Origin of the sequence: Pseudaeromonas sharmana (genome assembly GCF_042649925.1) — a bacterium.
Taxonomy (GTDB): domain Bacteria; phylum Pseudomonadota; class Gammaproteobacteria; order Enterobacterales; family Aeromonadaceae; genus Pseudaeromonas; species Pseudaeromonas sharmana.
Genome location: NZ_JBHSAF010000014.1, coordinates 590,810 through 615,463, shown reverse-complemented (window position 1 = coordinate 615,463; position 24,654 = coordinate 590,810). Strand labels below are relative to the sequence as shown.

Sequence of the window (24,654 nt, the reverse complement as noted above, 5' to 3'; positions counted from 1 at the left end):
CCCTGCGCATGCAGGGCCTGATCATTTATGGTGTCAGCAACTGTTGCTGCTGTAACGTTGCCAGCAGGGCTTGCCAGGTGAAAGGGTAGCCCTGCCACTGTGTTCTCGATGAATGCTTTGCCAAAAAGGCGGTTCGCGTCATTGCCCGGTAGTCCAGTTTGGCCAACGCACCTGATTCCGTGATCCGGCGCAGCAATGAGATCTGTTCGCGGTCGAAGGCATGCATACCTGTCTGCTGATAGACCGGCTGCCACTGGGCTGCCGGCAGATGCAGATAATCGTAAATCAGCACCATGGCCCAGGCTCCTTCCATAAAGTGCCCACCAATGGTGGTCACCAACTCGCCGCGTTCGACGGCAGCCAGCCCTTGTGGTGTTGCATCAATGCCGGCCAGCAGATACGCGTCGAGCGGCTTGCCGGCCTGTTTTAAGCGTTCTCGCAACCGCAGCGCAAAGGCATCATTCGCGCTCCACAACACTGTGGCCTCAGGGTAGCGTTGCAGTGCGGCAGTGAGTGGGTGTGTGGCTTTCTCGACATTCCAGTATTCGGCAAACTCCTGGGCCAAGGCGGCGTCCGGCTGGCCGCGGAGTGCCTGGCGCATCCCTTGGCTGCGTTGCTGGGCGACCAGAGACACATCGTTGATGGCACCGTTGAAGGCCAGCAACGATACCACTGGCTGTTCAGGCCAGCGTGTCTTGGCGGCCTGCAGCAACGCCTCGGCTTCGAGGCGTCCAGCCAACTGATCATCTGGCCACAAATGTGCCAGCCAAAGTGGGTAGGTTTGCCCCGGGATGCCGATTTGCTGACGTGATAGCGCTGATTGCTGGCTATTGATGGTCAGCAGGCGGACCTGCTGGCGTTCGGCATGCCGAAGCAGCTCAGGCATCACGGGGCCATTGAACTGCAGGACGATAAATGCCGGCTTATGCTGGCGGGACATGGCCTTGTGCGCCAGGGATGCGGCGCGCAGCGGGCTGTCGTTACCGTAACTGACCTGCAAAGACAAACCGAGTCCGCGCGCGGCATGGCGCATGGTTGCTTCCACTTGTTGCCAGAATAGATCATCGTCATGAGCCGGGCTGATAAACAGCACAGTGGCCGGTGGTGCCGCATACAGCTCGGAGAACGGGGTTGTAAAGGTCAGCAATAACAAGAGCAGAAGTTGTCGGCACAGATTCATGATGGCTCCAGCGTCAATGCCATATCCTGTGTTACTGAGTATGGAATACTCAGTGGTAGCTTGCGCGTGAACAGCCAGTGCCGCCCGGGCAGAATGGCCCGGACGGCTAGGCTGGCTGATTTACAGCACCATGCTGGCAATCCAGCCGAAGATCAGCAATGGAATGTTGTAGTGGATGAAGGTGGGGACCACACTGTCCCAGATGTGATCATGTTGCCCATCGGCATTCAGGCCGGAGGTGGGGCCGAGTGTTGAGTCGGAAGCCGGTGAACCGGCATCCCCCAGTGCCCCGGCTGTCCCGACAATGGCAATGGTTGCCAGTGGCGAGAATCCCAGATGCAGGCACAACGGAACATAGATACCGGCGATGATAGGCACGGTAGAGAACGAGGAGCCGATGCCCATGGTCACCAGCAAGCCAACCAGCAACATGGCAAACGATGCCAGCCCCTTGTTATCACCCAAGGCACTGCCGACCACTTGCACCAGGGCATCCACACCGTGGGTGGCATTCATCACAGAGGAGAAACCGGAGGCGGCGATCATGATGAAACCAATCAGTGACATCATCTTGACGCCCTGGGTGAACGCATCCTGACTTTCGTGGAATTTGATGACACCACCCAGAGTGAAGATCAAGAAACCAACCAGGGCTCCGACGATGATGGAGTCGGTATACAGCTGCAGCCCGAGTGCAGAGACGATGGCCACCACCGCGACCCACAGGTGGCGTGGTGTAAACTCCACGGTTTCAGGCTCGATGGCCAGTATGGGCTCGAGTGCATATTCACGTGGTTTGCGATAAGTAAAGAAGGCGAGCGCCAGCCCCAGTGCCATGCCGGCAACCGGGATTGCCATCGCCAGTGGCAGTTGCGGGCCTTCCACCGGCACGCCGCTGCGGATCAGGTTTTGCGCCAGAATATCGTTGAGGAAAATGCCACCGAAACCGACCGGCAGTAACATATAGGTCGCGGTGAGGCCAAAGGTGATGACACAGGCGGCGAGACGACGGTCCAGCTTCATTTGCGCCATCACGTGCAACAGCGGCGGCACCAGGATCGGGATAAAGGCAATATGAACCGGAATCAGGTTCTGTGAGCTGATGCTGACCAGCAGCAGCGCCGTCAACAGCAGTGCCTTGACCCAACGCAGCTGGGTCGGACTGGCCTCTTTGCCCAACTGGGCGATCACCCTGTGGGCGAGCAGATCGGTAATGCCGGAACGTGAGATCGCCACCGCGAATGCTCCCAGCATGGCATAGGAGAGGGCGATTGTGGCGCCGCCACCCAACCCATCGGTGAAGGCTTTCAGGGTGTCCATCAGATTCAGGCCGCCGACCAGGCCGCCGACAATCGCGCTGACAGCCAGCGAGACGACTACGTTGATGCGCATCAGGCTCAGCAGCAACATCAATACAACGGCAATAACCACCGGATTGGTCATGTTACGTTCCTTGTAGGCTTAAAAAGGGAGCATAGTTTGCTGAAAAAATAGCATTTGTCCAGTAGAAACGCCCCATGACGGGGCGTTGGTTGAGCGCGTATTGAGGATGGGTTATTCGGCGGGAGGCCAGCCACCCAGTGACTTCCAGCGATTGACGATATGGCAAAACAGTTCGGCCGTCCGCTGAGTGTCATACAAGGCGGAGTGGGCTTCGCGATTATCAAAGGCGATACCCGCCGTCATGCAGGCTTTGGCCAGCACGGTCTGACCCAGTGCCAGGCCGGCCAGTGTGGCAGTGTCAAACGTTGCAAAAGGATGGAATGGATTGCGTTTCAAGCCGGCGCGTTCCGCTGCCGCCATCATGAAGGCATGATCAAACGCGGCGTTATGTGCGACAACGATGGCTCTGTGGCAATCCGTTTCCTTGAGTCCCTTGCGCAGCCCTTTGAAGATTGCCCCCAACGCTTCTTTCTCGCTGACGGCACCGCGTAATGGGTTGAAAGGGTCAATGCCGTTAAACTCGATGGCGGCCTTTTCAATGTTGGCGCCCTCAAAGGGTTCAACATGAAAGTGGAAGGTCTCATCGATGTGCATCCAGCCCTCGTCATCCATTGTCAGGGTGCAGGCGGCAATCTCCAGCAAGGCGTCGTTGCGGGCATTGAAACCTGCCGTTTCGACGTCAATGACGACCGGAAAATAGCCGCGGAAACGGCGCTTCAATGGGTGTTGCAAGGTTTGTTCACTCATCCATTTACTCTATTTACAGGTTAGAACAGCAGCCTTACGGCTCCATGATGTCATGGCTACTCAGCCAGCCGAGTCGCTCGAATACTTCGAACAGCAGGCTGACCGCGATGGATAACAGTGTTGCCAGCGCCATGCCCTTGAGGCTGACAGTCCCCAGATCCAGGTGCGCACCGGACAGGCCGATAATCAGGACGATCGAGGTCAGAATCAGGTTCTTCGGCTTGCTGTAGTCTACCTTGGATTCGACCAGCATGCGGATACCCGAAGCGGCGATGACACCGAACAGCAGCAAGGAGACGCCGCCCATGACAGGTACCGGAATGGTACGTACCAATGCCGTGAACTGGCCCATGAAGGCGAGCAGAATAGAGATGATGGCGGCACCGCCGATCACCCAGACGCTGTAGACACGGGTAATGGCCATCACACCGATGTTTTCACCATAGGTGGTGGTAGGCACGGAGCCGAAAAAGCCGGACAGGGTCGTGGAGAAACCATCACCCATCAGCGAACGGTGCATGCCGGGATCTTTCATCAGCGGCCGGTCAACGATGCGTTCAGTCACAATGAAGTGGCCGATATGTTCGGCGATGACCACGAAGGCCGCCGGTAAGATGGTGATGATGGCGGCGAGATCAAACTGCGGGCTATAGAAAGTCGGAATCTGGAAGAAGGCGGCACTGCCGACCGCGCTGTAATCCACCAGACCCAGCAGCGTGGCGGAAACATAACCAACGATGATGGCAATCAGAATGGGGATGACGGCGAGGAAACCGCGGAACAGCACAGAGCCGAACACCACCACTGCGAAGGTGATCATGGAGACGGCAATGACCTTGGGATCCAGCGTCTTGGCGGTCAGACCCGCCATGTCGGCTGCCACCGGTGCCAGCTCCAGACCGATGATGGCGACGATGGCCCCCATCGAGGCGGGAGGGAACACCACATTGATCCATTGGTAGCCAAATACCTTGATCAGGCTGGCAACGACCATAAACAGCACACCGGACGCGATAAAGCCACCCAGAGCCAACTCGTAGTTATGCCCGGCCATCACCGCGAACACCGGCGACAGGAACGCAAAGCTTGAACCCAGATAGGCGGGCACCTTGCCTTGGCATAGGAACAGGTAGATCAGTGTACCAATACCGTTGAACAGCAAGACGGTACCCACATCGATCTTGAACAGCATGGGCACCAGCACTGAGGCGCCAAACATGGCAAACAGATGCTGGAAACTTAAGGGGATGCTTTCAAGAAGCGAAGGGCGTTCTTCTATCTGGATAATACGTTTGCGCATGGGATTTCTCCTTTTCCCGCGGGTTATTCTCGATGGTGGGCTTTTATGAGTCTGATCTTGGGTAAAGACGGCGTATTATGGCAGAAAGTCCGCACAAAGCCCATGGCGCCACACGGCGGCGCAATTGTGTTGTTGTCGGACTAAAGCTTTTGATTTTGTGGCCGATAGAGGAGTGAACGGGAAGAGGAGACGGCCGTGAAGTACAGATATCTGGTAGGCTTGTTGTTGTCATTACCCGCCCAGGCGGCGGTATTGGAATATGCTGCGCCGATGGATCAGTCGGTGTGGCGCCTGACCGAGGATACACCGCTGGAGTGTCGGCTGGAGCATTTTATCCCTGGCTATGGCAGCGGTGCCTTTGTCAGCCGGGCCGGCAAGAACATCAATCTTGATTTTGAGCTGCGACCATTACGACCCAATGCCCGCATTCAAACCGTCACATTACGCTCTGTTCCGCCTCGCTGGCGCCCTGGCATGCCGGAGGCCTCGCTCAGCACCATTCGCTTCTACAAGCAATTTGATGGCCTGGTCGAGGGACAAACGGCATGGGCCATGATGGGCGAACTGGAACAGGGGCGTTTCCCGGCCTTCATGTTCGGCGATTGGTATCACAGAGGTCAGACTGTTCAGGTGTCGGTCTCTGCGGTGGGGTTTTATGCCCGCTACCAGTCATTTCTGATGTGTTTACAGAGCCTGCTGCCGTATACCTTTGAGGATATTGCCTTTACCGCGTTGACCTATGAACGGAACAGCGATCAGCTGACCCCTTACTCCCAGCGCCGCCTGGAGATGATAGGCCACTATCTGAAGTCAGATCCCAGCATTGATATGCTAGTCATCAACGCTTACACCGACAGTTATGGCGGTCGTTGGCCAAACCAGAAACTGTCGGAGCGACGTGCCGAGGCGATCAAGCAGTTTTTTGCCGATCAGGGCATAGAACCGAGTCGGATTGAAGTGCAAGGTCACGGTGAGAAACAGCACATTGCCAGCAACGAGACCGCCTCAGGGCGTGCCGTTAACCGCCGGGTGATTATCTCGATGTCACGCGCCTTGCCCAGCTACGAAACGCGGGGCGTCGAGGTAGGCGAGCCTATCTTTACCGGGGCGCCGGTTGTCGAAGAAAAACCGGCGATTGTCAGCCCTGATGCCGCTTCAGGTGCCGTGCCAGCCGAACAAACGCCGGCGATCAAGGCGGGGCAACCCGCCATCAAGGCACCGTCAAGCGCAGCGAATAAGAAGGTTTAAGTTAACAGCCTGTCGCTACGCCGAAAAACAGACCCGCCATCCGGCGGGTCTGTTTTGTATGGGCATGAGTTAATTGACCTGGTATTCCGCCGCGTAGGATTCGGCCAGTACCATGGCCTTTGCCAGCGCGGCTGCATCCAGGCGGGACGCGGCATTGTCGCGAATCTTGGCGGCATCGGGAAAGCCGACGGCTGCAAGCGAACCCCAGACATACGCCTGCATGTCATCCTGTGGCACGCCTTGCCCCAGCGCGTACATGGCCGCCAACAGGAATTGTGCTTCGATATGGCGCTTTTCTGCTGCCTGGCGATACCAGAACAGAGCCTGCTTGTTGTCGGCCGGAACGCCCTGTCCGTTGTAGTAGAGCAAGCCGATATGGTAGGGCGCATCGGGGTGATCCAACTCCGCAGCGCGGCGATACCAACGCAGTGCGAGTTTGTAATCCTGAGCGATACCACGCCCCATGTCGTACATCAGCGCCAGATTATAGGCGGCCTCAGCATGATCCTCTTCAGCCGCGCGCTTATACCACTCGGCGGCACGCTTTTGATCCTGCTCGAGTCCTTGGCCTTGATCAAAACGTAATCCCAACAGGAACGCCGCTTCGCCACATCCCCGCTCTGCGGCTTGCAGGTAGAGCTGTAAGGCCTGCTTGGCATCAGCGCCCATGCCGCGCCCTTGCTCATAGAGTTGACCGAGCTTGAACATTGCCAAGGCGTGACCTTGGGCCGCGGCGAGCCGGAACCAGTGAACGGCCATCAAATCATTCTGTAATACTTCATTACCCTGGGCGTAAACGTCACCCAGCACAAACTGGGCATTGGCGTCGCCTTGGCGGGCGGCTAGCTGGGTAGCATTGAGATCTTTGAACTCCATATCGTCTCTTCCCGTGCGGCTAGATTGATTGTTTTAGTCGTGGTGATTATACCGACAGCGCTGCAGGCTAACAGCCACGCACACCACAGAGAGTGCGGCTGTTAACGTTTTCAAATCGCACTAGCTCCCGGTAGCCGGTTTTGTGATCGTCATCCCTTGACGCAAAGGTGCCATCGGCATGTCAAAGCAGAGGCTTAATACGCGGAATAACTCAAACTCGATGTCGGTGATCTGACCATCCTGCTCCATGATGACTGCCAATCCCTGCAAGATTTTCAGACGGATGCCTGGTGAGGCCAGTTTCAGTTGCGCCAGTGCCTGTTCGATGGTTTCCCAGGAAGACGCGGACACGGGCGGCACCTGCGGCAGTCCCAACTGCGCAAGCACGCGGTTGCACAAGGGGTGATGTTGTGCACTCTGTTCGCTTGCGGCAAGGTCTAGCTTGTTGAGCAGCAGATTCAATGGGGTCAGGCAGGACTCCAATTGACGCAGGGGCGCAGTGCTATGCACCCGCGGAGTCAACTGGTGGCTAGCCAGTTGAAAAATCAGCCATTCCGTTAAACTCACCTGCTGATCGGCCTCGATGAGCTGGCGCCACTGCGCCAGCATTGAGTCCAGTTCCGCGCTGGAGCGTTGGCGCAGTGTTGCCAGTGCCAGTTCGAGCACCCCCAGACGCAATTTGCGTGGTATTTCAAACCGACTCATGGCGTCGACATGTTCGCCATCCGGGTGTGCCTTGAGTTGACGGTGGCGAATCGCGAGATCGGTACTCAGCAACATTGCCGCGATAACGCAAGGCGCCAGGGTGTCGTCATGCACCGCATCACGCAGCGCCGTGGGCAGGAAAGGCATCCATTCCTGCGGTGCATCCAGATCCAGTTCGGAAATCGACACGGTCTGATGCGGGGTCACCTGCCAGTTGGTTGTAAGATCGCGGTTCGGGCGTTGAGGGGCCGGGATATCCGCGGTTTCCCGGTACTCATCTGGCGTCATGCGGGCTCCGGTGCGGATATAACACCCATCCCAGTCGGGTTGTAATAACCGGATGCGTTCGGACAGCGGCGGGTGGGTAGCCAGTTTGCCGGCAAAGGTTTGCGGCAGACCCTGTGCAAAAAAAAGATGTTGAAACTCTGCACTGGCCGGATGAAAGACCAGCGAGGCATAGGGGTGTCCGGCGACTTTCTTTAGTGCATTGGCCAACGCTTCCGGATGGCGGCAGAATTGAACAGCACTGGCATCGGCGAGCGCCTCGCGTTGACGGTTGACTGCGGCCCCCAGTAACCGCCCAAACAGCACCCCTCCGTAGCCGAGTGCAGCCAGGCTCTCCTGTAGCAGGGGGGTGGCGCTGCGCTCATAGCGGCGGGTTCGGGTCTGACCAAACTGATTGATCCAGATAGCCACCCGGGTAATGAAGAGCAGCCCGGACAAAGCGGCGGCGAGAAGTGTATTCAAGCGGATATCGCCATGATAGATATGACTGACTTCGTGGGCGACCATGGCCTGTAGTTCATCGCGGTCGAGTGCGTCCAAGGCCCCGGCCGTGACCACAATGACCGCATCATGAATGGTGCTGCCTGCGGCGAATGCATTGATCCCGCGTTCCTCATCCTGCACAAAAATAGCTGGAACAGGCAGATTGCTTGCTAACGCCATCTCTTCTACCACGTTGCGCAGTTGTTGTTCTTTGAGCGCTGCCGGGCGAATGGCCAGGCGTCGTCCGCCTAGTAACTGGGCGACTTTCCAGCCGCCTTGTCTGAGGCTTTGATAGCGCAGAACTGACACCAGCAGACTGATAAACATCACGGCGCAGGTAAGGCCGATCATCTCGGTCGCGGAGAAGAGTGGATGTTGACTGTCAGGGGGAGTCAACAGCCAGCGGATTGGCAATAGCATGGCCGTGATCAATGCACTGGAAAGCAGGCCCAGAGCGACAACACCACTAACATAAAGGCATAACAGCCAGCGGCTCTGACGCCGGCGTTCTGCCTGATGACGATAAAAGTCCATCGGCGGGCTCAATCTCAGGGTTCAACCCTGTTGGTCTCAAGTGAGTGATATGACCGGCGCTTGCTGGAGGGGAACCTCGTCCATCTCCAGCAAGCTGGCGTCCATGGTGTGGCCAATGCGGCTGGCGACCAGGATGTTCGGGAACAGGCGCCGATAGATGTTATAGCTGGTCACGCCATCATTAAACGCCTGGCGCGCAAAGGCGACACGATTCTCGGTAGCGGTCAGCTCTTCAAACAAGGCCCGCACCGTTTCATTGGCTTTCAGGTCTGGATAGGCCTCCAGCTGAACGTTCAAACTGCCAAGGGCTCGAGTCAGCTGATTTTCGGCCTGCGCCAGTTGTTGCATGCTGCTGCTTTGACCGGGATGAGCACTGGCGAGTTTGAGGACTGACATGGCGGTATTGCGTGCCTCAATGACGGTGGTCAGCGTGGTAGATTCATGCCGCAGGTAGCCTTTGACTGTTTCAACCAGGTTTGGGATCAGGTCATGACGGCGTCTTAACTGCACGTCGATCTGAGCAAAACTGTTGCGATACTGGGCTTGCAGGGTGACTAACTGGTTATATATGGCGACCAGCCACAGGGCCAGCATGCAGAGCAGTACCACAACACAGATGAAGATCAGCATCAAACTCTCCCGTCAGCAAGCCTGTTACTGCCGTTATATGGCGACAGGCAGTGATCTCAATATCACTTGCATTGAACCCCGGCAGAAGCCGGGGGAAACATTAGCCACCCAGTCCCAGGCCGGCATGTTTTTGGTTAATCAATTCGATCTTGTAACCATCAGGGTCAACAACAAAGGCGATCTCGGTGGTACCGCCTTTGACTGGGCCAGGTTCACGGGTGATGGTTCCGCCAGCTGCACGAATAGCGTCGCAGGTGGCGTAGATGTCCTGTGCTTCGATGGCGATGTGGCCAAAGGCGGAGCCCATGTCGTACTCGCTGACCCCCCAGTTGTAGGTCAGCTCAATCACGGCCTCATCTTGTTCCTCACCGTAGCCAACAAAGGCCAGCGTGTATTGGTATTCAGGGTTTTCGCTCTGACGCAGTAATTTCATGCCGAGGATGCGGGTGTAGAAGTCGATGGAACGTTGCAGGTCGCCGACCCGCAGCATGGTATGCAGAATGCGCATGAATCTCTCCTGATCGAGGATAACGGTTTGCCGGCAGCGGTCACTGCCGCCAACAGGATAACATGAAACGTGAGACTGTCATGGTGGCGAAGTTCTGTCTGACTCCCGGTTTTCGACGCGGCGCCAGAGTACACCTAACAGCGCGCCACCCATGATCAAGCATCCGGCGAATAAATGACGCCATGTCAAACGTTCGCCGTTGAGCAACACCAGCAACAGCGTGCTGAACAAGGGTGTAAGATACGCCAGAATTCCGATACGTCTGGGATCGCCATCTCGCAAAGCCAGATACCAAGTGATGAAGGCGGCGCCCATCGGGCCTAAGGCCAAGCCAATGATCAATCCCCACTCCGTTGTCGAGATGCGCTGCCACGGCAGGGCGCCTTCGGTTAATCGGGCTGTCACCAGCGCCAGCACGCCGGCCAGCAGGCAACAGGCGCCGATGACCGGGGCAGGGGCCGGTGGCAGTCGTCGTGACAACACCGAATAGGCTCCCCAAATCACCGCGGCACCCAGTGCCAATAAATAACCCGGGAGATATTGCCACTGCAGTTGTAATTGGCCGTTGACCATGACCAGCACTGTGCCGCTAAGGCCCATTGCTGCGGCGAGCAGATGATTTTTGCCAAGCGGGTGTCCTGGCAACAGCAAAGGCGTGAATAACAGTATCATCAGCGGCCACAGGTAATTAATGAGGTTGGCCTCCAGCACAGGCGCATGACGAAAGGCGCTGAACAACAGCAGGTGATAGCCAAAAAACGCGCCTATGGTAACCAGCCAGGTGCTGGTGGCTGCCCGCCATTGGCGCCAGAGCGGCAGTGCGCCGAGGCCGCAGAAAAATAAGACCAGCCCAACCAGAACCATTGGCGAGACACTTTGTACTCGTGAGGTGAGAGCCGCCAGCGATGACCACAACAGGATGGTTAACAGTGCCAGCAGGGTGGAGCGATCCAACAAAGACCTTGTCACAACTTCTCCTTGTTATCCGGTCAGACACGCAGGGTCGAAACGGTCGTTGCCGTTGAGCCAGCCTAACAGTTCGGCAACGGATGCGTTATCTGCATAGGGTTGGTAGCGTTCCAGCAGGATTTGATGCTGTTGCGTGCTCAATTGCGCCAGGCCGGTTTCACAAAACCAGGTCAAATCAGTGGCTAACAGGTTGGCAATAGTGGGACCGAGATCCCGCTGTGCCTGCTCCAGCCAGATGGCGTCGGCATCATAATGTTCGCCCAGCGCATAACTCAACGGCAGGCTGGCCAGTGGCAAACGGCTGAGGCCGGGTTGTTTCATCGGGTTGACTGCATGGCCGGCAAGGTAGCTGCCCAGTGAGGGGGGACGATGCTGAAATGCTCTTAAATAGAGGTAATCACTGGCTTTTTTACCATCATTGACCGGATAGTTGTCCCATAAAAAGGGTTTGCGGCCCAAGGTGTCGATGACCCAGCGCAGGTGATCTTCCGGGTAGCTGTCGGAACAGACTTTCGGCCCTGTCCAAAACAGGTCGAAACGGCTGTCCAGACCGCACGCCAGCGTCTGCCAGTAATCAGTCGGCATGGCACCGAATACGCGTTCCAGTACGGGATCGGTAGAATAAAAACTGGGGCAGAATATATGCCGTTTGGCCTGACTGTGGGCAGCGATGTCGTGGGCAATCTCCAGTTGCAACGATGCCAGCTGTGGGGTGTCGCTGGGCATATCATCAAACAGTACCGCCAGGATGTCCGGTTGCAAGCGTCGGTTAATTTCATCTATGCGCGCTAGCAGTCGCGGGCGATGCTGCCGGTAGTTGTGATGGGCTCCCAGCGGGGTAAGGCCAATGCCAAATGCCAGCCCGTTTTGGCGACAGCATTTGCGCAGGTCAACCAGGTGTTGCCACTGCTCATCGCTCCAGCTAAGCCACCAGGTGCGGCGCAGACAGGCGTCGTCTTTCGGCGCATAGATATAGAAACCATACCCGTGCGCCGGCAGCCATTGTGCATAGTGGTTGCGAGCCAGCCAGGACCAGCTCTGACCAAAAAAACCTTCAATGACACCAAGGCCTGCGGGAGGGAGTGAAGCCACTAAGGATGAAGGGAGGGGGCTCGATAACATGGGCTCTCCTGTGAGAGATGGAAGGCGCACTTTAGCAAGACTGATTGCGTTGACGGAATAATTCGTCATCACATGGTGTTGATACCGGAGTTTTCAGTACAAAAAGCCAGCGAACAGTGGCGTTTTTGTCGTAAAAATGCGATTCAGATATGCTCGCGGCCGGCCCTATGGCTCGACTCACCGGACAGGCATGGCTATAATGCCGCGTCATTTTATGAATCAAGGGAAGGCGATTTGCCTTCAAACACGGATGAAGAGGGCGGTTGTCGCCTGGCTGAGTCTGAGGTGCGGAACGACCGGTTCCGTAAGCTGAGTTGAACGAGGTAAAAGAATGCAAGTTTCTGTAGAGACGACCCAAGGTCTGGAGCGCCGTCTTACCATCACAGTCCCGGCTGACAAGGTAGAAAAAGAAGTCAATGCCCGCTTGGCTCAACTGGCGAAGACTCGTCGTGTTGACGGTTTCCGCCCGGGCAAGGCACCGATGTCCATGATCAAGAAGATGTATGGTCAAGCTGTGATCGCGGATGTGGCTGATGCACTGATTCAGCGCCATTTTGTCGAAGCCGTCGTTGGTCAGAAGCTGAGCCCGGCTGGCGCTCCGACTGTTGAACCGAAGGAACTGACGGTTGGTGAAGATTTTGCTTTCACTGCCACCTTCGAAGTGTATCCGGAAATTGAAATCAAGAATCTGGATACCATCAAGATCGAAAAGCCGGTCGCCAGTGTTGAAGACACCGATCTGGATAAGATGATCGAGACGCTGCGCAAGCAGCATGCGACCTGGGAAGAAACGGATGCCGCGGCGGCAGCCGATCTGCGCGTCAACATGGACTTCACTGGTTCCATCGATGGTGTTGAGTTCGAGGGTGGCAAGGCAGAAAACTTCGCTCTGGTCCTCGGTGCCGGTCGCATGATCCCGGGCTTTGAAGATGGCCTGTTCGGTAAGAAAGCTGGCGAGACCTTCGATATCGACGTCACGTTCCCGGCTGACTACCACGCTGAAAACCTGAAGGGTAAAGCGGCCAAGTTTGCCATCAAGCTGAACAAGGTTGAAAAGCAGGTTCTGCCTGAACTGACCGAAGAATTCGTCAAGCGTTTCGGCGTAGAAGACGGTGCTGTTGAGTCACTGCGTGGCGAAGTGCGCAAGAACATGGAGCGTGAGCTGAGCCAGGCGCTGAAGAATGCTGTTAAGGAACAAGTCCTGCAAGGGCTGGTTGACAGCAACGAAATCGCTGTGCCTAAGGCGGCCGTAGAGCAAGAAATCGAAGCACTGCGCAAGCAAGCCATGCAACGTTTCGGCGGCGCGCAAAACGCCAACATGCCTGCCCTGCCGGCTGAACTGTTCCAGGAGCAAGCAGAACGCCGCGTTCGTATCGGCCTGCTGCTGGGCGAAGTGATCCGCACCAACAAAATTGAAGCCGAAGATGCACGCGTCAAGAGCATCATCGAGTCCATGGCCACCGCGTATGAAGATCCGCAGGAAGTCGTTGACTACTACTTCAAGAACGAACAACTGCTGAACAACATCCGCAATCTGGCGGTAGAAGAGCAAGCAGTTGAGCTGATCATGTCCAAGGCGCAAGTGACCGATAAACCGGTATCCTTCGACGATGTCATTAACCGTGCCGCGTCAGCTGCCTGATAGCATTTGACGTCATCACGAAATTGATGCCTATAATGGCCCGTGTGCTCTCACTCGGGCCTTTTTACTTTAGGAACATCGCCTTATGAATAAACTGCTCCAGGATCCGCTTGCGCCGACGATGAATGCTCTGGTCCCGATTGTGGTGGAACAAACCGCCAAGGGTGAGCGTTCATACGATATTTATTCTCGCTTGCTCAAAGAGCGGGTGATCTTCTTGACCGGTCAGGTTGAAGACTACATGGCTAACCTGGTCGTGGCTCAACTCCTGTTTCTGGAATCCGAGAATCCCGAAAAAGATATCTATCTGTATATCAACTCGCCAGGGGGTTCGGTGACTGCAGGCATGTCCATCTATGACACCATGCAGTTCATCAAACCGGATGTCAGTACTGTCTGTATGGGACAAGCCTGTTCGATGGGGGCGTTTTTGCTCGCCGGCGGGGCCGAGGGCAAGCGCTTTGTCCTGCCGCACTCGCGGGTGATGATTCACCAGCCACTGGGTGGATTTCAGGGCCAGGCGTCCGACATCCAGATCCACGCCATGGAAATCCTGAAGATCAAGCAGACGCTCAACGAGCGATTGGCGTTCCATACCGGCCAACCGCTGGATAGAATCGAGCGTGACACCGATCGCGATAATTTCATGTCTGCCGAGCAAGCGGTCGAATATGGTATTGTCGATGGCGTCTTGGCCAAGCGTGACTGACACGCGGCAGCGCCTGTTATACACTGAGGCTGTCGGGAGTTTGAACTCCTGTTTTCTATTGAGGTTTGTGAATGACAGATAAACGCAAAGGTGATGGCGAGCACGGCAAACTGCTGTATTGCTCTTTTTGCGGCAAGAGTCAGCATGAAGTGCGCAAATTGATCGCCGGGCCGTCCGTTTACATTTGCGACGAGTGCGTGGACCTGTGCAACGACATCATCAGCGAGGAGATCCGCGAGATCATGCCGCGCAAAGATGAACGCGCCTTGCCGACACCGCACGAAATCCGTGCTCACCTTGACGATTTTGTAATCGGCCAGGAGTATGCCAAGAAAGTTTTGGCGGTTGCTGTTTACAACCACTATAAGCGTTTACGCAGTGGCCATGCGGCCGATGGCGTTGAGCTTGGCAAATCCAACATCCTGTTGATTGGCCCGACTGGTAGCGGCAAGACGCTGTTGGCAGAAACGCTGGCACGCTTCCTGGATGTTCCGTTTACGATGGCGGATGCAACAACCCTGACCGAAGCCGGCTATGTGGGGGAGGATGTCGAGAACATCATCCAGAAACTGTTGCAGAAGTGCGATTACGATATCGAGAAGGCACAGCGCGGTATCGTCTATATCGACGAAATTGACAAGATCTCTCGCAAATCAGAGAACCCGTCAATTACCCGAGATGTTTCAGGGGAAGGCGTGCAGCAGGCGTTGTTGAAGCTGATCGAAGGCACCATCGCCTCGGTTCCCCCGCAAGGTGGTCGCAAACACCCGCAGCAGGAGTTCTTGCAGGTCGACACTTCCAAGATTCTGTTCATCTGCGGTGGGGCATTTGCCGGTCTGGATAAAGTGATCGAGCAGCGCTCCGCCAAGGGCACGGGGATCGGTTTTAAAGCCGAGGTTCGCTCCAAGGAGAAAGGGGTCTCGTTGACTGAGTCCTTTGCTAAGGTCGAACCAGAGGATTTGGTCAAGTATGGCCTGATCCCGGAATTTATCGGCCGCTTGCCGGTTATTGCTACCTTGACCGAACTGGATGAGTCAGCGCTGATCAAAATCCTGACTGAGCCGAAAAATGCGCTGACCAAACAGTTCCAGGCGCTGTTCAAACTGGAAGGTGTAGATCTTGAGTTCCGTCAAGAGGCCTTGCTGGCGATTGCTGCCAAGGCGATGGAGCGTAAGACAGGCGCGCGGGGTTTGCGTTCGATCGTCGAGGGTGTGTTGCTTGACACCATGTATGACCTGCCGTCACAGCAGAATGTCAGCAAGGTGGTTGTTGATGAGACGGTGATCGCCGGCGAGAGCCAGCCATTGCTGATCTATGAAAACAGCGAGCGACAGGCCGTTTCCGGCGATTGATTGCGTTAAATATGAGCAAACGGAAGGGGCCAATGGCCCCTTTCTTGTTTTTTGGCGCCATGACAATTGAATCTGGCGCTTTCAGCCCCATATACTCGGCTAGTTACGTAGAGAAGAAGGCGATTATGCCAAAAGATATGAATATGAATTCTGAGCGTTCAGAGCGTCTGGTGCTACCCGTGCTGCCACTGCGGGATGTTGTGGTCTATCCGCATATGGTGATCCCGCTGTTTGTCGGCCGCGAAAAGTCGATTCGTTGTCTTGAGGCCGCCATGGCGCAAGATAAACGGATCCTGCTGGTCGCGCAGAAAGAGGCGGCGACGGATGAGCCGACGCTGACCGATCTATATCAGGTCGGCACCATAGCGAATATCCTGCAATTGCTGAAGCTGCCGGACGGGACTGTCAAGGTGCTGGTCGAGGGCGCTCAACGCGCCGAACTCGAGCAGTTGACCGAGGACGAAGAACACTTCGCGGGCGTCGCGCAGATTCGAGACAGTATCGCCATCCCTGAAAATGAAGAAGAGGTGATGGTCCGCTCTGCGATTGGTCAGTTTGAAGGTTATATCAAGCTGAACAAGAAGATCCCGCCTGAGGTACTGGCTTCTATCTCGTCGATTGATGATGCGGCGCGTCTGGCCGACACCATGGCTGCACATATGCCGCTGAAGATCGAGGACAAACAGAAAGTTCTGGAGCTTCCTGAAGTCTCCGAGCGTCTGATGTTCCTGATGGCGATGATGGAGTCCGAGATAGATCTGCTGCAGGTAGAAAAGCGCATCCGTTCGCGTGTCAAAAAGCAGATGGAGAAGAGTCAGCGCGAGTATTACCTGAACGAGCAGATGAAGGCGATCCAAAAAGAGCTGGGTGAGCTGGAAGAGGCGCCGGATGAATTTGATGGCCTGCAGAAAAAGATTGATGAAGCCGGTATGCCAGAGGAGGCCAAAGCCAAGGTGGTCTCCGAGCTCTCCAAGCTGAAGATGATGTCGCCGATGTCGGCTGAGGCGACGGTCGTGCGCAGCTATATCGACTGGATGATCGCGGTGCCCTGGAAAACCCGCACCAAGGTCAAGAAGAACCTGGCCCAGGCGCAAGACGTACTCGATGCCGATCACTATGGTCTGGATAAGGTCAAAGAGCGCATTGTGGAGTACCTGGCGGTTCAGAGCCGCATGAACAAGCTCAAGGGGCCGATCCTGTGCCTGGTGGGGCCGCCTGGCGTCGGCAAAACCTCACTGGGTCAATCTATTGCCAAGGCCACAGGTCGCAAATACGTGCGCATGGCGCTTGGCGGTGTGCGCGATGAGGCCGAAATCCGTGGTCACAGACGGACTTATATTGGCTCCATGCCTGGTAAGTTGTTACAAAAGATGGCCAAGGTAGGGGTGAAAAACCCGCTGTTTTTGCTTGATGAGATCGACAAGATGTCATCCGATATGCGGGGTGACCCGGCATCCGCGCTGCTGGAGGTGCTGGATCCGGAGCAGAATAACAGCTTCAACGACCACTATCTGGAAGTCGATTACGACCTCTCGGATGTGATGTTTGTTGCGACCTCCAACTCGATGAATATCCCTGGTCCGCTGCTGGATCGTATGGAAGTCATCCGTCTATCCGGTTATACCGAGGATGAAAAGCTCAACATTGCCAAGCGCCATCTGCTGGAAAAACAGATTGAGCGCAATGGCCTCAAGCCGAATGAAATTCGCATCGAGGACTCGGCACTGATAGGCATCATCCGTTACTACACCCGCGAGGCGGGAGTGCGGGCGCTGGAGCGTGAGATTTCCAAGTTGTGCCGTAAGGCGGTCAAGACCATTTTGCTTGATAAGCAGATCAAGCAGGTTGTGATCAACCAGGACAATCTCAAGTCCTATCTCGGGGTTGAGCGCTATGACTACGGTAAGGCCGAGGATCACAATCAAGTCGGTCAAGTCGTAGGTTTGGCCTGGACTGAAGTCGGCGGGGATTTGCTGACTATCGAAGCGACCAATGTTCCTGGCAAGGGTAAGCTGACCTTCACCGGCTCCTTGGGCGATGTGATGCAGGAGTCTATCCAGGCGGCGATGACGGTGGTTCGCGCGCGTGCGGAACAGTTACGCATCAATCCGGATTTTTATGAGAAACGCGATATCCATGTCCATGTGCCGGAAGGGGCAACCCCGAAAGATGGACCGAGTGCCGGTATCGCCATGTGCACCGCTTTGGTATCCAGTTTGACCGGAAATCCGGTACGTTCCGATGTGGCCATGACGGGTGAAATTACCCTGCGTGGTGAGGTGCTGCCAATCGGCGGTCTCAAGGAGAAGTTACTGGCAGCGCATCGCGGCGGAATCAAGCGTGTCGTGATTCCCAAAGAGAATGCCAAAGACCTTGAGGAGATCCCGGACAACGTCAAGCAGGATCTGGAAATTCATGCCGTACGTTGGATCGACGATGTGCTGCGTCTGGCATTGCAGGATCCGGTAGCGGGTTTTGAAGTTGTTACGCCGTGAGGCGGATTGCTGAAGAGAGGCTCCTGACAGGTTGCAAAGCGTGAGTTGAAACGGGTTAACGTAGACACTCACTTGCAACCGATCAGGAGGATTGTTATAAAGCGTTGACTCGCTATCTCCCAAGGAATATGGGGTAGCCAAGGCTAAAAATAGGGGAAGAAAAACGTGAATAAATCACAACTAGTTGACAAAATTTCCGAAGGTGCTGACCTGTCCAAAGCTGCGGCTGGCCGCGCGCTGGATGCTTTCATTGATGCGGTAACCGAAGCCATGAAGGATGGTGATCAGGTTGCACTGGTTGGTTTTGGTACCTTCTTGCTGCGTGAGCGTGCATCTCGTTCTGGCCGTAACCCGCAAACTGGCGAAACTATCGAAATCGCTGCCGCCAAAATTCCTGCATTCAAGGCAGGCAAGGCGCTGAAGGATGCCGTCAATTAAGACTGGTTTTGTACAGACTAGTATCCGACTGTTGAATTCTTACGATTTTTGAATCAGGCGCATCGGACAGGTGCGCTTTTTTATATTCTCATCCACTGCATCGGGAGTAGATATTCATGCTGATGGATAAATTGCGGGAAGGCGCTCAGGGTCGAGGAGCCAAGATTGTTTTCTGGCTGATCATCCTGTCCTTCTCTCTGGCTGGCGTTGGTAGCTATCTGAATCGTCCGGCAGACACCAGTCCTGCCAAGGTCAACGATCAACCGATCACCGCACAAGAGTTTGATCAGGCGTATCAAAGCGAACGGGGCCGTATGCAGCAACAGTTTGGCGAGAGCTTTGCCGAGCTGGCGGATAATCCGGAATATGTACGCCAAATGCGCCAGGCGGTACTGGATCGACTGATCAATCAGCTAGCCGTGGATCAGCAGGCTCGTGAGGCGAAGATTCGCATTGGTGATCAGCAAATCAAGGACACCATCCGTGCGATGCCGGAATTTCAAAAAGATGGTCAGTTCAATAATGAACTCTATCTGAACTTGCTGAGCCAGGCGCGCCTTGATCCGAACTCGTTTAGTGAGTCTATCCGCAACCAACTGCTGCAGCAGACCTGGGCATCCAGCCTGACGGGCACAGATTTTGTGTTGCCGTCGGAAGTGACCCTGATCGACAAGCTGCTGCAGCAGACGCGCGATGCGCAACTCTACACAGTCCCGGTCGCGCATTTCCAGAAAACCGTATCGGTCACCGATGCCGAACTCGAAACCTATTACAAGGCGAACAGCAACCAGTTCCGCAGTCAGGAACAGGTCAATGTCAACTTTGTCGAGCTGGATGCGGCTGCGCTGGCAGCCAATATCAAGGTTGAAGATCGTGAGCTGCGTGATTATTACGAGCAACATATTGACCAATACCGCACTGCAGAGCGTCGCCAGGTTGCCCATATTCTGATCAGCGATAAGGATGCGGCCGTTGCTGAAAAGCAGGCTGAGACGGTGCTGACTCAGTTGAAGGGCGGTGCTGATTTTGCTGCACTTGCCAAAGAGTTTTCCTCCGACAAGCTTTCGGCCCGTAACGGCGGGGAGCTGGATTGGTTTGAGCGTGGGGTGATGGATCCGGAGTTTGAGAAGGCGGCCTTTGCCCTGTCCAAGCCCGGTGAACTTTCTGCTGTCGTCAAGAGTCAGTTCGGTCTGCATATCATCAAGTTGGTGGGTGTTCAGCCGGAACATGAGCGTCCATTCGACGAGGTGAAGGCCGATGTCCTGGCCAAGCTGAAGGCTGACAAGGCGCGGGATCTGTTTATCGATCAGCAGCAGAAACTGTCTGAGCTCGCCTTCGAGAATCCCGACTCGCTGGATGTGGTCAGTGAAAGCATGGGGCTCAAGCTGCAACAGTCCGGCCTGATGACCACCAGCACGGCCAAGGCTCCATTCGATGATGCCAAGCTCAAGCAACAGGCGTTCGCGGAAAACTTGCGTGATACCAATGCCAACTCTGAAGTGATTACCGTCGGCGAGGGTAAAGCCTATGTATTGCATATCCTCGAGCACAAGCCGGCGATGGTGCGTCCACTGGCCGATGTGAAGGCGGACGTCGAAGCAGCCGTGAAACTGCAGAAGGCGCAAGTGGAAGCAGAGAAACAGGCGGCAACCTTGCTCTCCAAGCTGAATAACGGTGAGGATGTGTCTGCGCTTGTCAAGGAACTGGATGTTAAAGTCGAGTCCAAGACCGGTATCAGCCGGACCGGGGCGACGTTGGTCGGCACCCTGTTGAACGAGCTGTTCCGTATGCCGCATCCAGCGGCCGACAAGCCAGTTCGCAAGCTGGTGGCCATGCCGGAAGGTGATCAGGTAATCCTGGTGCTGAACAAGGTCACGGACACCGATCAGCCCTCAGCAGCCAAGAGCATGTTGCAGACGCAACTGGCACAGGGGCGGATGATCGCCAGCCAGGCGGCCTTGTTGCAGCAGGCGCGTGATGCCGCGACGATTGAATACAATCCGCTGTTCAATTCCCAGCCAGTCAGCGAGTAATACGAGACCCCACCGCAAGGTGGGGTTTTTGTTTGCGGCAAACTTTTGATGCAGTTGGCTTGCAGCGTCATTTTGTTTCGTTATGATGCCGTTACAGTGCTGCCGTCTATGATGTGTGGTTGTCGTTGTATTTAGCGGAGAAACTCGATTGATTAGCGTATTCCTGGTTGATGATCATGAACTGGTACGCACAGGGATTCGTCGCATACTCGAGGATGTTCGGGGGTTGAAGGTGGCAGGAGAGGCCACGACCGGTGAAGCCGCGGTGCAATGGTGTCGCGAGCATGCAGCGGATGTGATCCTGATGGACATGAACATGCCGGGTATCGGAGGGCTGGAAGCCACTAAAAAAATTCTCAGACACTCACCTGACGCACGCATCATAGTGCTGACCGTGAATTGTGAAAATCCGTTTCCGACCAAGGTGATGCAGGCAGGGGCTGCCGGTTACCTGACAAAATCATCGGCACCGGATGAAATGATCCAGGCTATTCGTGCCGTGCACGCCGGACAGCGCTATATCTCGCCTGAGATAGCCCAGCAGATGGCATTGAGCCAGTTTGCTACTCAGGATGCAGACAACCCCTTTAAGGCGTTATCGGAGCGTGAGCTGCAAATCATGTTAATGATTACGAAAGGCAGCAAGGTGAATGATATTGCCGAACAGCTGAGTTTGAGCCCGAAAACAGTCAATAGCTATCGCTATCGCCTGTTCGATAAGCTCAACATCAGTGGCGATGTCGAGCTGACAAGAATGGCGATCCGCTATGGCATGCTGGATGCGCAATCCTTATAGCAGCAAGATTCAGAAGAAGGCGGCTGCGGCCGCCTTTGTTGTTGATGGGGCGGAGTTATGACGTCGTTTGATCACAAGGCCTTCCTGGCCACAGTGCCGCACCAGCCCGGTGTCTATCGGATGCTCAATGCCCAGGGCGAAATTATCTATGTCGGCAAGGCTAAAGATCTGGCCAAACGGCTGGCTTCCTACTTCCGGCGCGATCCCGGTAGCGAGAAGACACGTGCGTTAGTGCGTCATATTGCACAGGTGGAGTTCACGGTGACCTATACCGAGACCGAAGCCTTGATACTCGAGCACAATCTGATCAAGCAGTATCAGCCCAAATACAACATATTGCTGCGTGATGATAAATCTTACCCCTACCTGTTGTTAACGCAGGAGCGACATCCGCGCTTGACGTTGCACCGAGGTCCGCGGCGGATAAGTGGTGAATATTTTGGCCCATATCCGAGCGGTAGCGCCGTGCGCGAAAGCCTGCACCTGATGCAGAAACTGTTCTCCGTGCGCCAATGTGAAGATGCGGTTTACGCCAATCGCAGCCGCCCCTGCCTGTTGTATCAATTACAGCGTTGTTCTGGCCCCTGTGTTGCCGGTCTGATCAGTGACGAGGAGTATCAGGCACAAGTTGAGCTGGCGCGCCTGTTTCTGCAGGGTAAAGATCAGCAGGTGATTGCTGATCTGGCCGAGCGGATGGAACAGGCCAGTCAGGCGCTCGCCTTCGAGAAAGCGGCGCGCTACCGTGACCAGCTACTGGCATTGCGGCGTGTCCAGGAGCAACAATCCGTCAGCGGTAATGTGCTGGATGAGCTGGATGTGATCGGAACTGCCTTAGACCAAGGCGTGGCCAGTGTGCATGTCCTGTTCATCCGTCATGGCAAGATCCTCGGTACTAGAAACTACTTCCCCAGTTTCCCGGCAGGGTCGTCGCAGGATGAACTGTTGCATGCCTTTATCTTGCAGTTTTATCTCTCTGGTCAATCGGGGCGCCAGATCCCCAGTGAAGTCCTGATTGATTGCCCACTCGAGGATGATGAAGCCTTGGCCAGCGTGTTGGGTGATGCTGCGGGTTATCAGGTGCGGGTTGCTCACCGGACTCGCGCCGAGCGGGCTCGCTACTTGAAATTGGCCAGCACCAATGCACAGGTGGCTCTGATCAGTCACCTGGCACATCGCACCACCTTGCAACAACGCATGATCCAACTCGAAGAACTGCTTGAGTTAACGATACCGGTACAGCGCATGGAGTGCTTTGACATCTCTCATACCATGGGGGAGGCAACGGTGGCCTCGTGTGTGGTATTTGGCCGTGAAGGCCCATTGAGCAGCGAATATCGTCGGTTCAATATCAGCGGTATTACGCCAGGCGACGATTATGCGGCCATGGCCCAGGCACTGGAGCGCCGCTTTGGCAAACAGCAGGAGCCAGACAAGGTGCCAGACTTGCTTTTCATCGATGGCGGCAAGGGGCAGTTGGCGCGAGCCGAGGAGATTGTCACGGCGCATCTGGATAAACTCGCCGGCAAGAGGCCGCTGTTAATCGGCATTGCCAAGGGTGAAAGTCGCAAGCCGGGCTTGGAGACCTTGATCATCGGTGAGAGTCACGAAGAGATGTCATTGCCTGCCGATTTACCGGCACTCCATCTGATCCAGCATATCCGCGATGAGTCACACCGCTTTGCCATTACCGGGCATCGCGCCCGGCGGCACAAGTCACGCATGACCAGCGCTCTCGAGGAGATCCCGGGGGTGGGCCCCAAACGTCGCCAGTCGCTGCTCAAACACTTGGGAGGCATGCAGGAAGTGTTACGTGCCAGTGCCAGCGAATTATCGAAAGTGCCGGGCATCAGTCACGAACTGGCAAGCAAAATCTACGACGCATTGCATCATTAGTTTGATTCGGGCAACATGGGCCAGCTTTTTTGCAGCGGCGTGGCCCCATGTTAAATATTCCCAACATCCTGACTCTGTTCCGAATTTTCCTGATTCCGGTATTTGTCGTTCTCTTCTATTTGCCCTACGAATGGTCGAATCTCTGGGCCGCTGGCATGTTTGTGCTTGCCGCCATCACCGACTGGTTTGATGGCTACCTGGCGCGTCGGCTCAATCAGAGCACGCCGTTTGGGGCATTTCTCGACCCGGTCGCCGATAAGATCATGGTGTCTACTGCCTTGGTGCTGATTGTCGAGCACTACAATACGGTACTGGTGACCATTCCGGCCCTGACAATGATCGGGCGTGAGATATTGATTTCAGCGCTGCGCGAGTGGATGGCTGAACTGGGTAAGCGTGCCAGCGTTGCCGTGGGCTGGATGGGGAAATGGAAAACCACCATCCAGATGGTGGCATTGACGGGGCTCATCTGGGAAGCAAATATCTGGATGGTCTGGGCCGCATACGTGTTGCTGTATGTCGCCGTAGTGCTGACGTTCTCTTCTATGTTGCAGTATATCCGCGCGGCCTGGGGTGATCTGACAGCGCGCCGCCATGGCAGTTAATGCCGAAAAAAGCAGCGAACAAACAACAAGATGGCGATTCAGGGTTGACTCAGGACCGAGGATCGCTAGAATGCACCACACGTCGACAGCATGTCGATGTGGTCTCAAAGCGGGAATAGCTCAGTTGGTAGAGCATAACCTTGCCAAGGTTAGGGTCGCGAGTTCGAGTCTCGTTTCCCGCTCCAAATAAGGCGCGTTAACAAAGCGGTTATGTAGCGGATTGCAAATCCGTCTAGTCCGGTTCGACTCCGGAACGCGCCTCCACTTTTCAAGTAGTACCGCTCAGCCCGAGTGGTGAAATCGGTAGACACAAGGGATTTAAAATCCCTCGCTGGCAACGGCGTGCCGGTTCGATTCCGGCCTCGGGCACCATTACGTAACCTCAAAAACCCCTTAAGACTCAAGCAGTTAAAGCGCTTTAATGCCGATGTGCATCGTTGTTTACCCTGCTGTTTTCTCTCTGCCGTTTTCCTTTCCTGTCGATATCCTGTAGCAGCGGATGACGACTTCCTGCTGCTCGCTGCGAACCGTTGCGAACAACGTCCAACATACCCAAGGCGTCTAGTCCTGGCGGTGTCCGGGTTGGTTCCGGTGCCAGCTCCCGCAGCGGGGAGTGGGCATAAAAAATCCCGAAACAGCGGCACTGTTTCGGGATTAGAAC

General features: G+C 55.6%; 19 protein-coding genes, 3 tRNA genes and 1 pseudogene. 13 read left to right on the top strand and 10 right to left on the bottom strand.

What is annotated here, in order from left to right:
- Positions 1–25: 25 nt before the first annotated feature.
- The 4 genes from ACFOSS_RS12525 to uraA form a co-directional block, all read right to left on the bottom strand.
- Complete coding sequence (locus ACFOSS_RS12525) at positions 26–1,180, bottom strand: ABC transporter substrate-binding protein (protein ID WP_377152993.1); 1,155 nt, start codon at positions 1,178–1,180, stop codon at positions 26–28.
- A 120-nt stretch (positions 1,181–1,300) separates the two neighbouring features.
- The gene (locus tag ACFOSS_RS12520; RefSeq protein WP_377152991.1) at positions 1,301–2,623 is read right to left on the bottom strand and encodes a Na+/H+ antiporter family protein; all 1,323 of its coding nucleotides are present in this window, start codon (positions 2,621–2,623) and stop codon (positions 1,301–1,303) included.
- A gap of 111 nt (positions 2,624–2,734) precedes the next feature.
- Positions 2,735–3,370: a ribonuclease T gene (rnt, locus tag ACFOSS_RS12515; RefSeq protein WP_377152989.1), complete on the bottom strand. Its 636-nt coding sequence runs from the start codon at positions 3,368–3,370 to the stop codon at positions 2,735–2,737.
- Between the two features lie 34 nt (positions 3,371–3,404).
- Positions 3,405–4,670, bottom strand: coding sequence for a uracil permease (uraA, locus tag ACFOSS_RS12510; RefSeq protein ID WP_377152987.1), 1,266 nt, complete (start codon positions 4,668–4,670; stop codon positions 3,405–3,407).
- A gap of 195 nt (positions 4,671–4,865) precedes the next feature.
- Here uraA and ACFOSS_RS12505 point away from each other — a divergent pair.
- Positions 4,866–5,720: pseudogene (locus ACFOSS_RS12505) on the top strand (flagellar protein MotY); the annotation flags it as partial.
- 267 nt (positions 5,721–5,987) lie between these two features.
- Here the strand turns inward: ACFOSS_RS12505 and ACFOSS_RS12500 are convergent.
- The 6 genes from ACFOSS_RS12500 to ACFOSS_RS12475 all read right to left on the bottom strand — a co-directional run bounded on the left by ACFOSS_RS12500 (position 5,988) and on the right by ACFOSS_RS12475 (position 12,030).
- Complete coding sequence (locus ACFOSS_RS12500) at positions 5,988–6,794, bottom strand: tetratricopeptide repeat protein (protein WP_377152985.1); 807 nt, start codon at positions 6,792–6,794, stop codon at positions 5,988–5,990.
- Positions 6,795–6,914: 120 nt separating this feature from the next.
- Positions 6,915–8,801, bottom strand: coding sequence for a M48 family metalloprotease (locus ACFOSS_RS12495; RefSeq protein ID WP_377152983.1), 1,887 nt, complete (start codon positions 8,799–8,801; stop codon positions 6,915–6,917).
- A 36-nt stretch (positions 8,802–8,837) separates the two neighbouring features.
- A complete protein-coding gene (locus ACFOSS_RS12490; protein WP_377152981.1) occupies positions 8,838–9,431 on the bottom strand; it encodes a LemA family protein in 594 nt (197 codons plus the stop codon).
- Between the two features lie 100 nt (positions 9,432–9,531).
- Positions 9,532–9,939, bottom strand: coding sequence for a lactoylglutathione lyase (gloA, locus tag ACFOSS_RS12485; RefSeq protein WP_377152979.1), 408 nt, complete (start codon positions 9,937–9,939; stop codon positions 9,532–9,534).
- Between the two features lie 78 nt (positions 9,940–10,017).
- A complete protein-coding gene (locus ACFOSS_RS12480) occupies positions 10,018–10,908 on the bottom strand; it encodes a DMT family transporter (RefSeq protein ID WP_377152977.1) in 891 nt (296 codons plus the stop codon).
- A gap of 12 nt (positions 10,909–10,920) precedes the next feature.
- Positions 10,921–12,030, bottom strand: a complete 1,110-nt coding sequence (locus tag ACFOSS_RS12475) for a beta-N-acetylglucosaminidase domain-containing protein (protein ID WP_377152975.1) — start codon at positions 12,028–12,030, stop codon at positions 10,921–10,923.
- Positions 12,031–12,361: 331 nt separating this feature from the next.
- Between ACFOSS_RS12475 and tig the strand changes: the two genes are divergently transcribed.
- The 12 genes from tig to ACFOSS_RS12415 all read left to right on the top strand — a co-directional run bounded on the left by tig (position 12,362) and on the right by ACFOSS_RS12415 (position 24,365).
- Positions 12,362–13,672 (top strand): trigger factor, encoded by a 1,311-nt coding sequence (tig, locus tag ACFOSS_RS12470; RefSeq protein WP_377152972.1) that lies wholly within the window; start codon positions 12,362–12,364, stop codon positions 13,670–13,672.
- 85 nt (positions 13,673–13,757) lie between these two features.
- Positions 13,758–14,381 (top strand): ATP-dependent Clp endopeptidase proteolytic subunit ClpP, encoded by a 624-nt coding sequence (clpP, locus tag ACFOSS_RS12465; RefSeq protein ID WP_377152970.1) that lies wholly within the window; start codon positions 13,758–13,760, stop codon positions 14,379–14,381.
- Between the two features lie 71 nt (positions 14,382–14,452).
- Complete coding sequence (gene clpX, locus ACFOSS_RS12460; RefSeq protein ID WP_377152968.1) at positions 14,453–15,733, top strand: ATP-dependent protease ATP-binding subunit ClpX; 1,281 nt, start codon at positions 14,453–14,455, stop codon at positions 15,731–15,733.
- Between the two features lie 143 nt (positions 15,734–15,876).
- Positions 15,877–18,228 (top strand): endopeptidase La, encoded by a 2,352-nt coding sequence (gene lon / locus ACFOSS_RS12455; protein WP_377152967.1) that lies wholly within the window; start codon positions 15,877–15,879, stop codon positions 18,226–18,228.
- A 165-nt stretch (positions 18,229–18,393) separates the two neighbouring features.
- Positions 18,394–18,666: an HU family DNA-binding protein gene (locus tag ACFOSS_RS12450; RefSeq protein WP_377152965.1), complete on the top strand. Its 273-nt coding sequence runs from the start codon at positions 18,394–18,396 to the stop codon at positions 18,664–18,666.
- A gap of 116 nt (positions 18,667–18,782) precedes the next feature.
- Entirely contained in the window at positions 18,783–20,699 is a 1,917-nt protein-coding gene (ppiD, locus tag ACFOSS_RS12445) for a peptidylprolyl isomerase (RefSeq protein ID WP_377152963.1), read from the top strand.
- Positions 20,700–20,847: 148 nt separating this feature from the next.
- The gene (gene uvrY / locus ACFOSS_RS12440; RefSeq protein ID WP_377152961.1) at positions 20,848–21,495 is read left to right on the top strand and encodes a UvrY/SirA/GacA family response regulator transcription factor; all 648 of its coding nucleotides are present in this window, start codon (positions 20,848–20,850) and stop codon (positions 21,493–21,495) included.
- A 57-nt stretch (positions 21,496–21,552) separates the two neighbouring features.
- Positions 21,553–23,388 carry an excinuclease ABC subunit UvrC gene (uvrC, locus tag ACFOSS_RS12435; RefSeq protein ID WP_377152959.1) on the top strand — a complete coding sequence of 612 codons (1,836 nt, stop codon included), beginning with the start codon at positions 21,553–21,555 and terminating at the stop codon, positions 23,386–23,388.
- Between the two features lie 47 nt (positions 23,389–23,435).
- Positions 23,436–23,993, top strand: a complete 558-nt coding sequence (gene pgsA / locus ACFOSS_RS12430) for a CDP-diacylglycerol--glycerol-3-phosphate 3-phosphatidyltransferase (RefSeq protein WP_377152957.1) — start codon at positions 23,436–23,438, stop codon at positions 23,991–23,993.
- Between the two features lie 109 nt (positions 23,994–24,102).
- Positions 24,103–24,178, top strand: a tRNA-Gly gene (locus ACFOSS_RS12425).
- A 5-nt stretch (positions 24,179–24,183) separates the two neighbouring features.
- Positions 24,184–24,257, top strand: a tRNA-Cys gene (locus ACFOSS_RS12420).
- Between the two features lie 21 nt (positions 24,258–24,278).
- Positions 24,279–24,365 (top strand) — tRNA-Leu (locus tag ACFOSS_RS12415).
- The last annotated feature ends 289 nt before the right edge of the window (positions 24,366–24,654 follow it).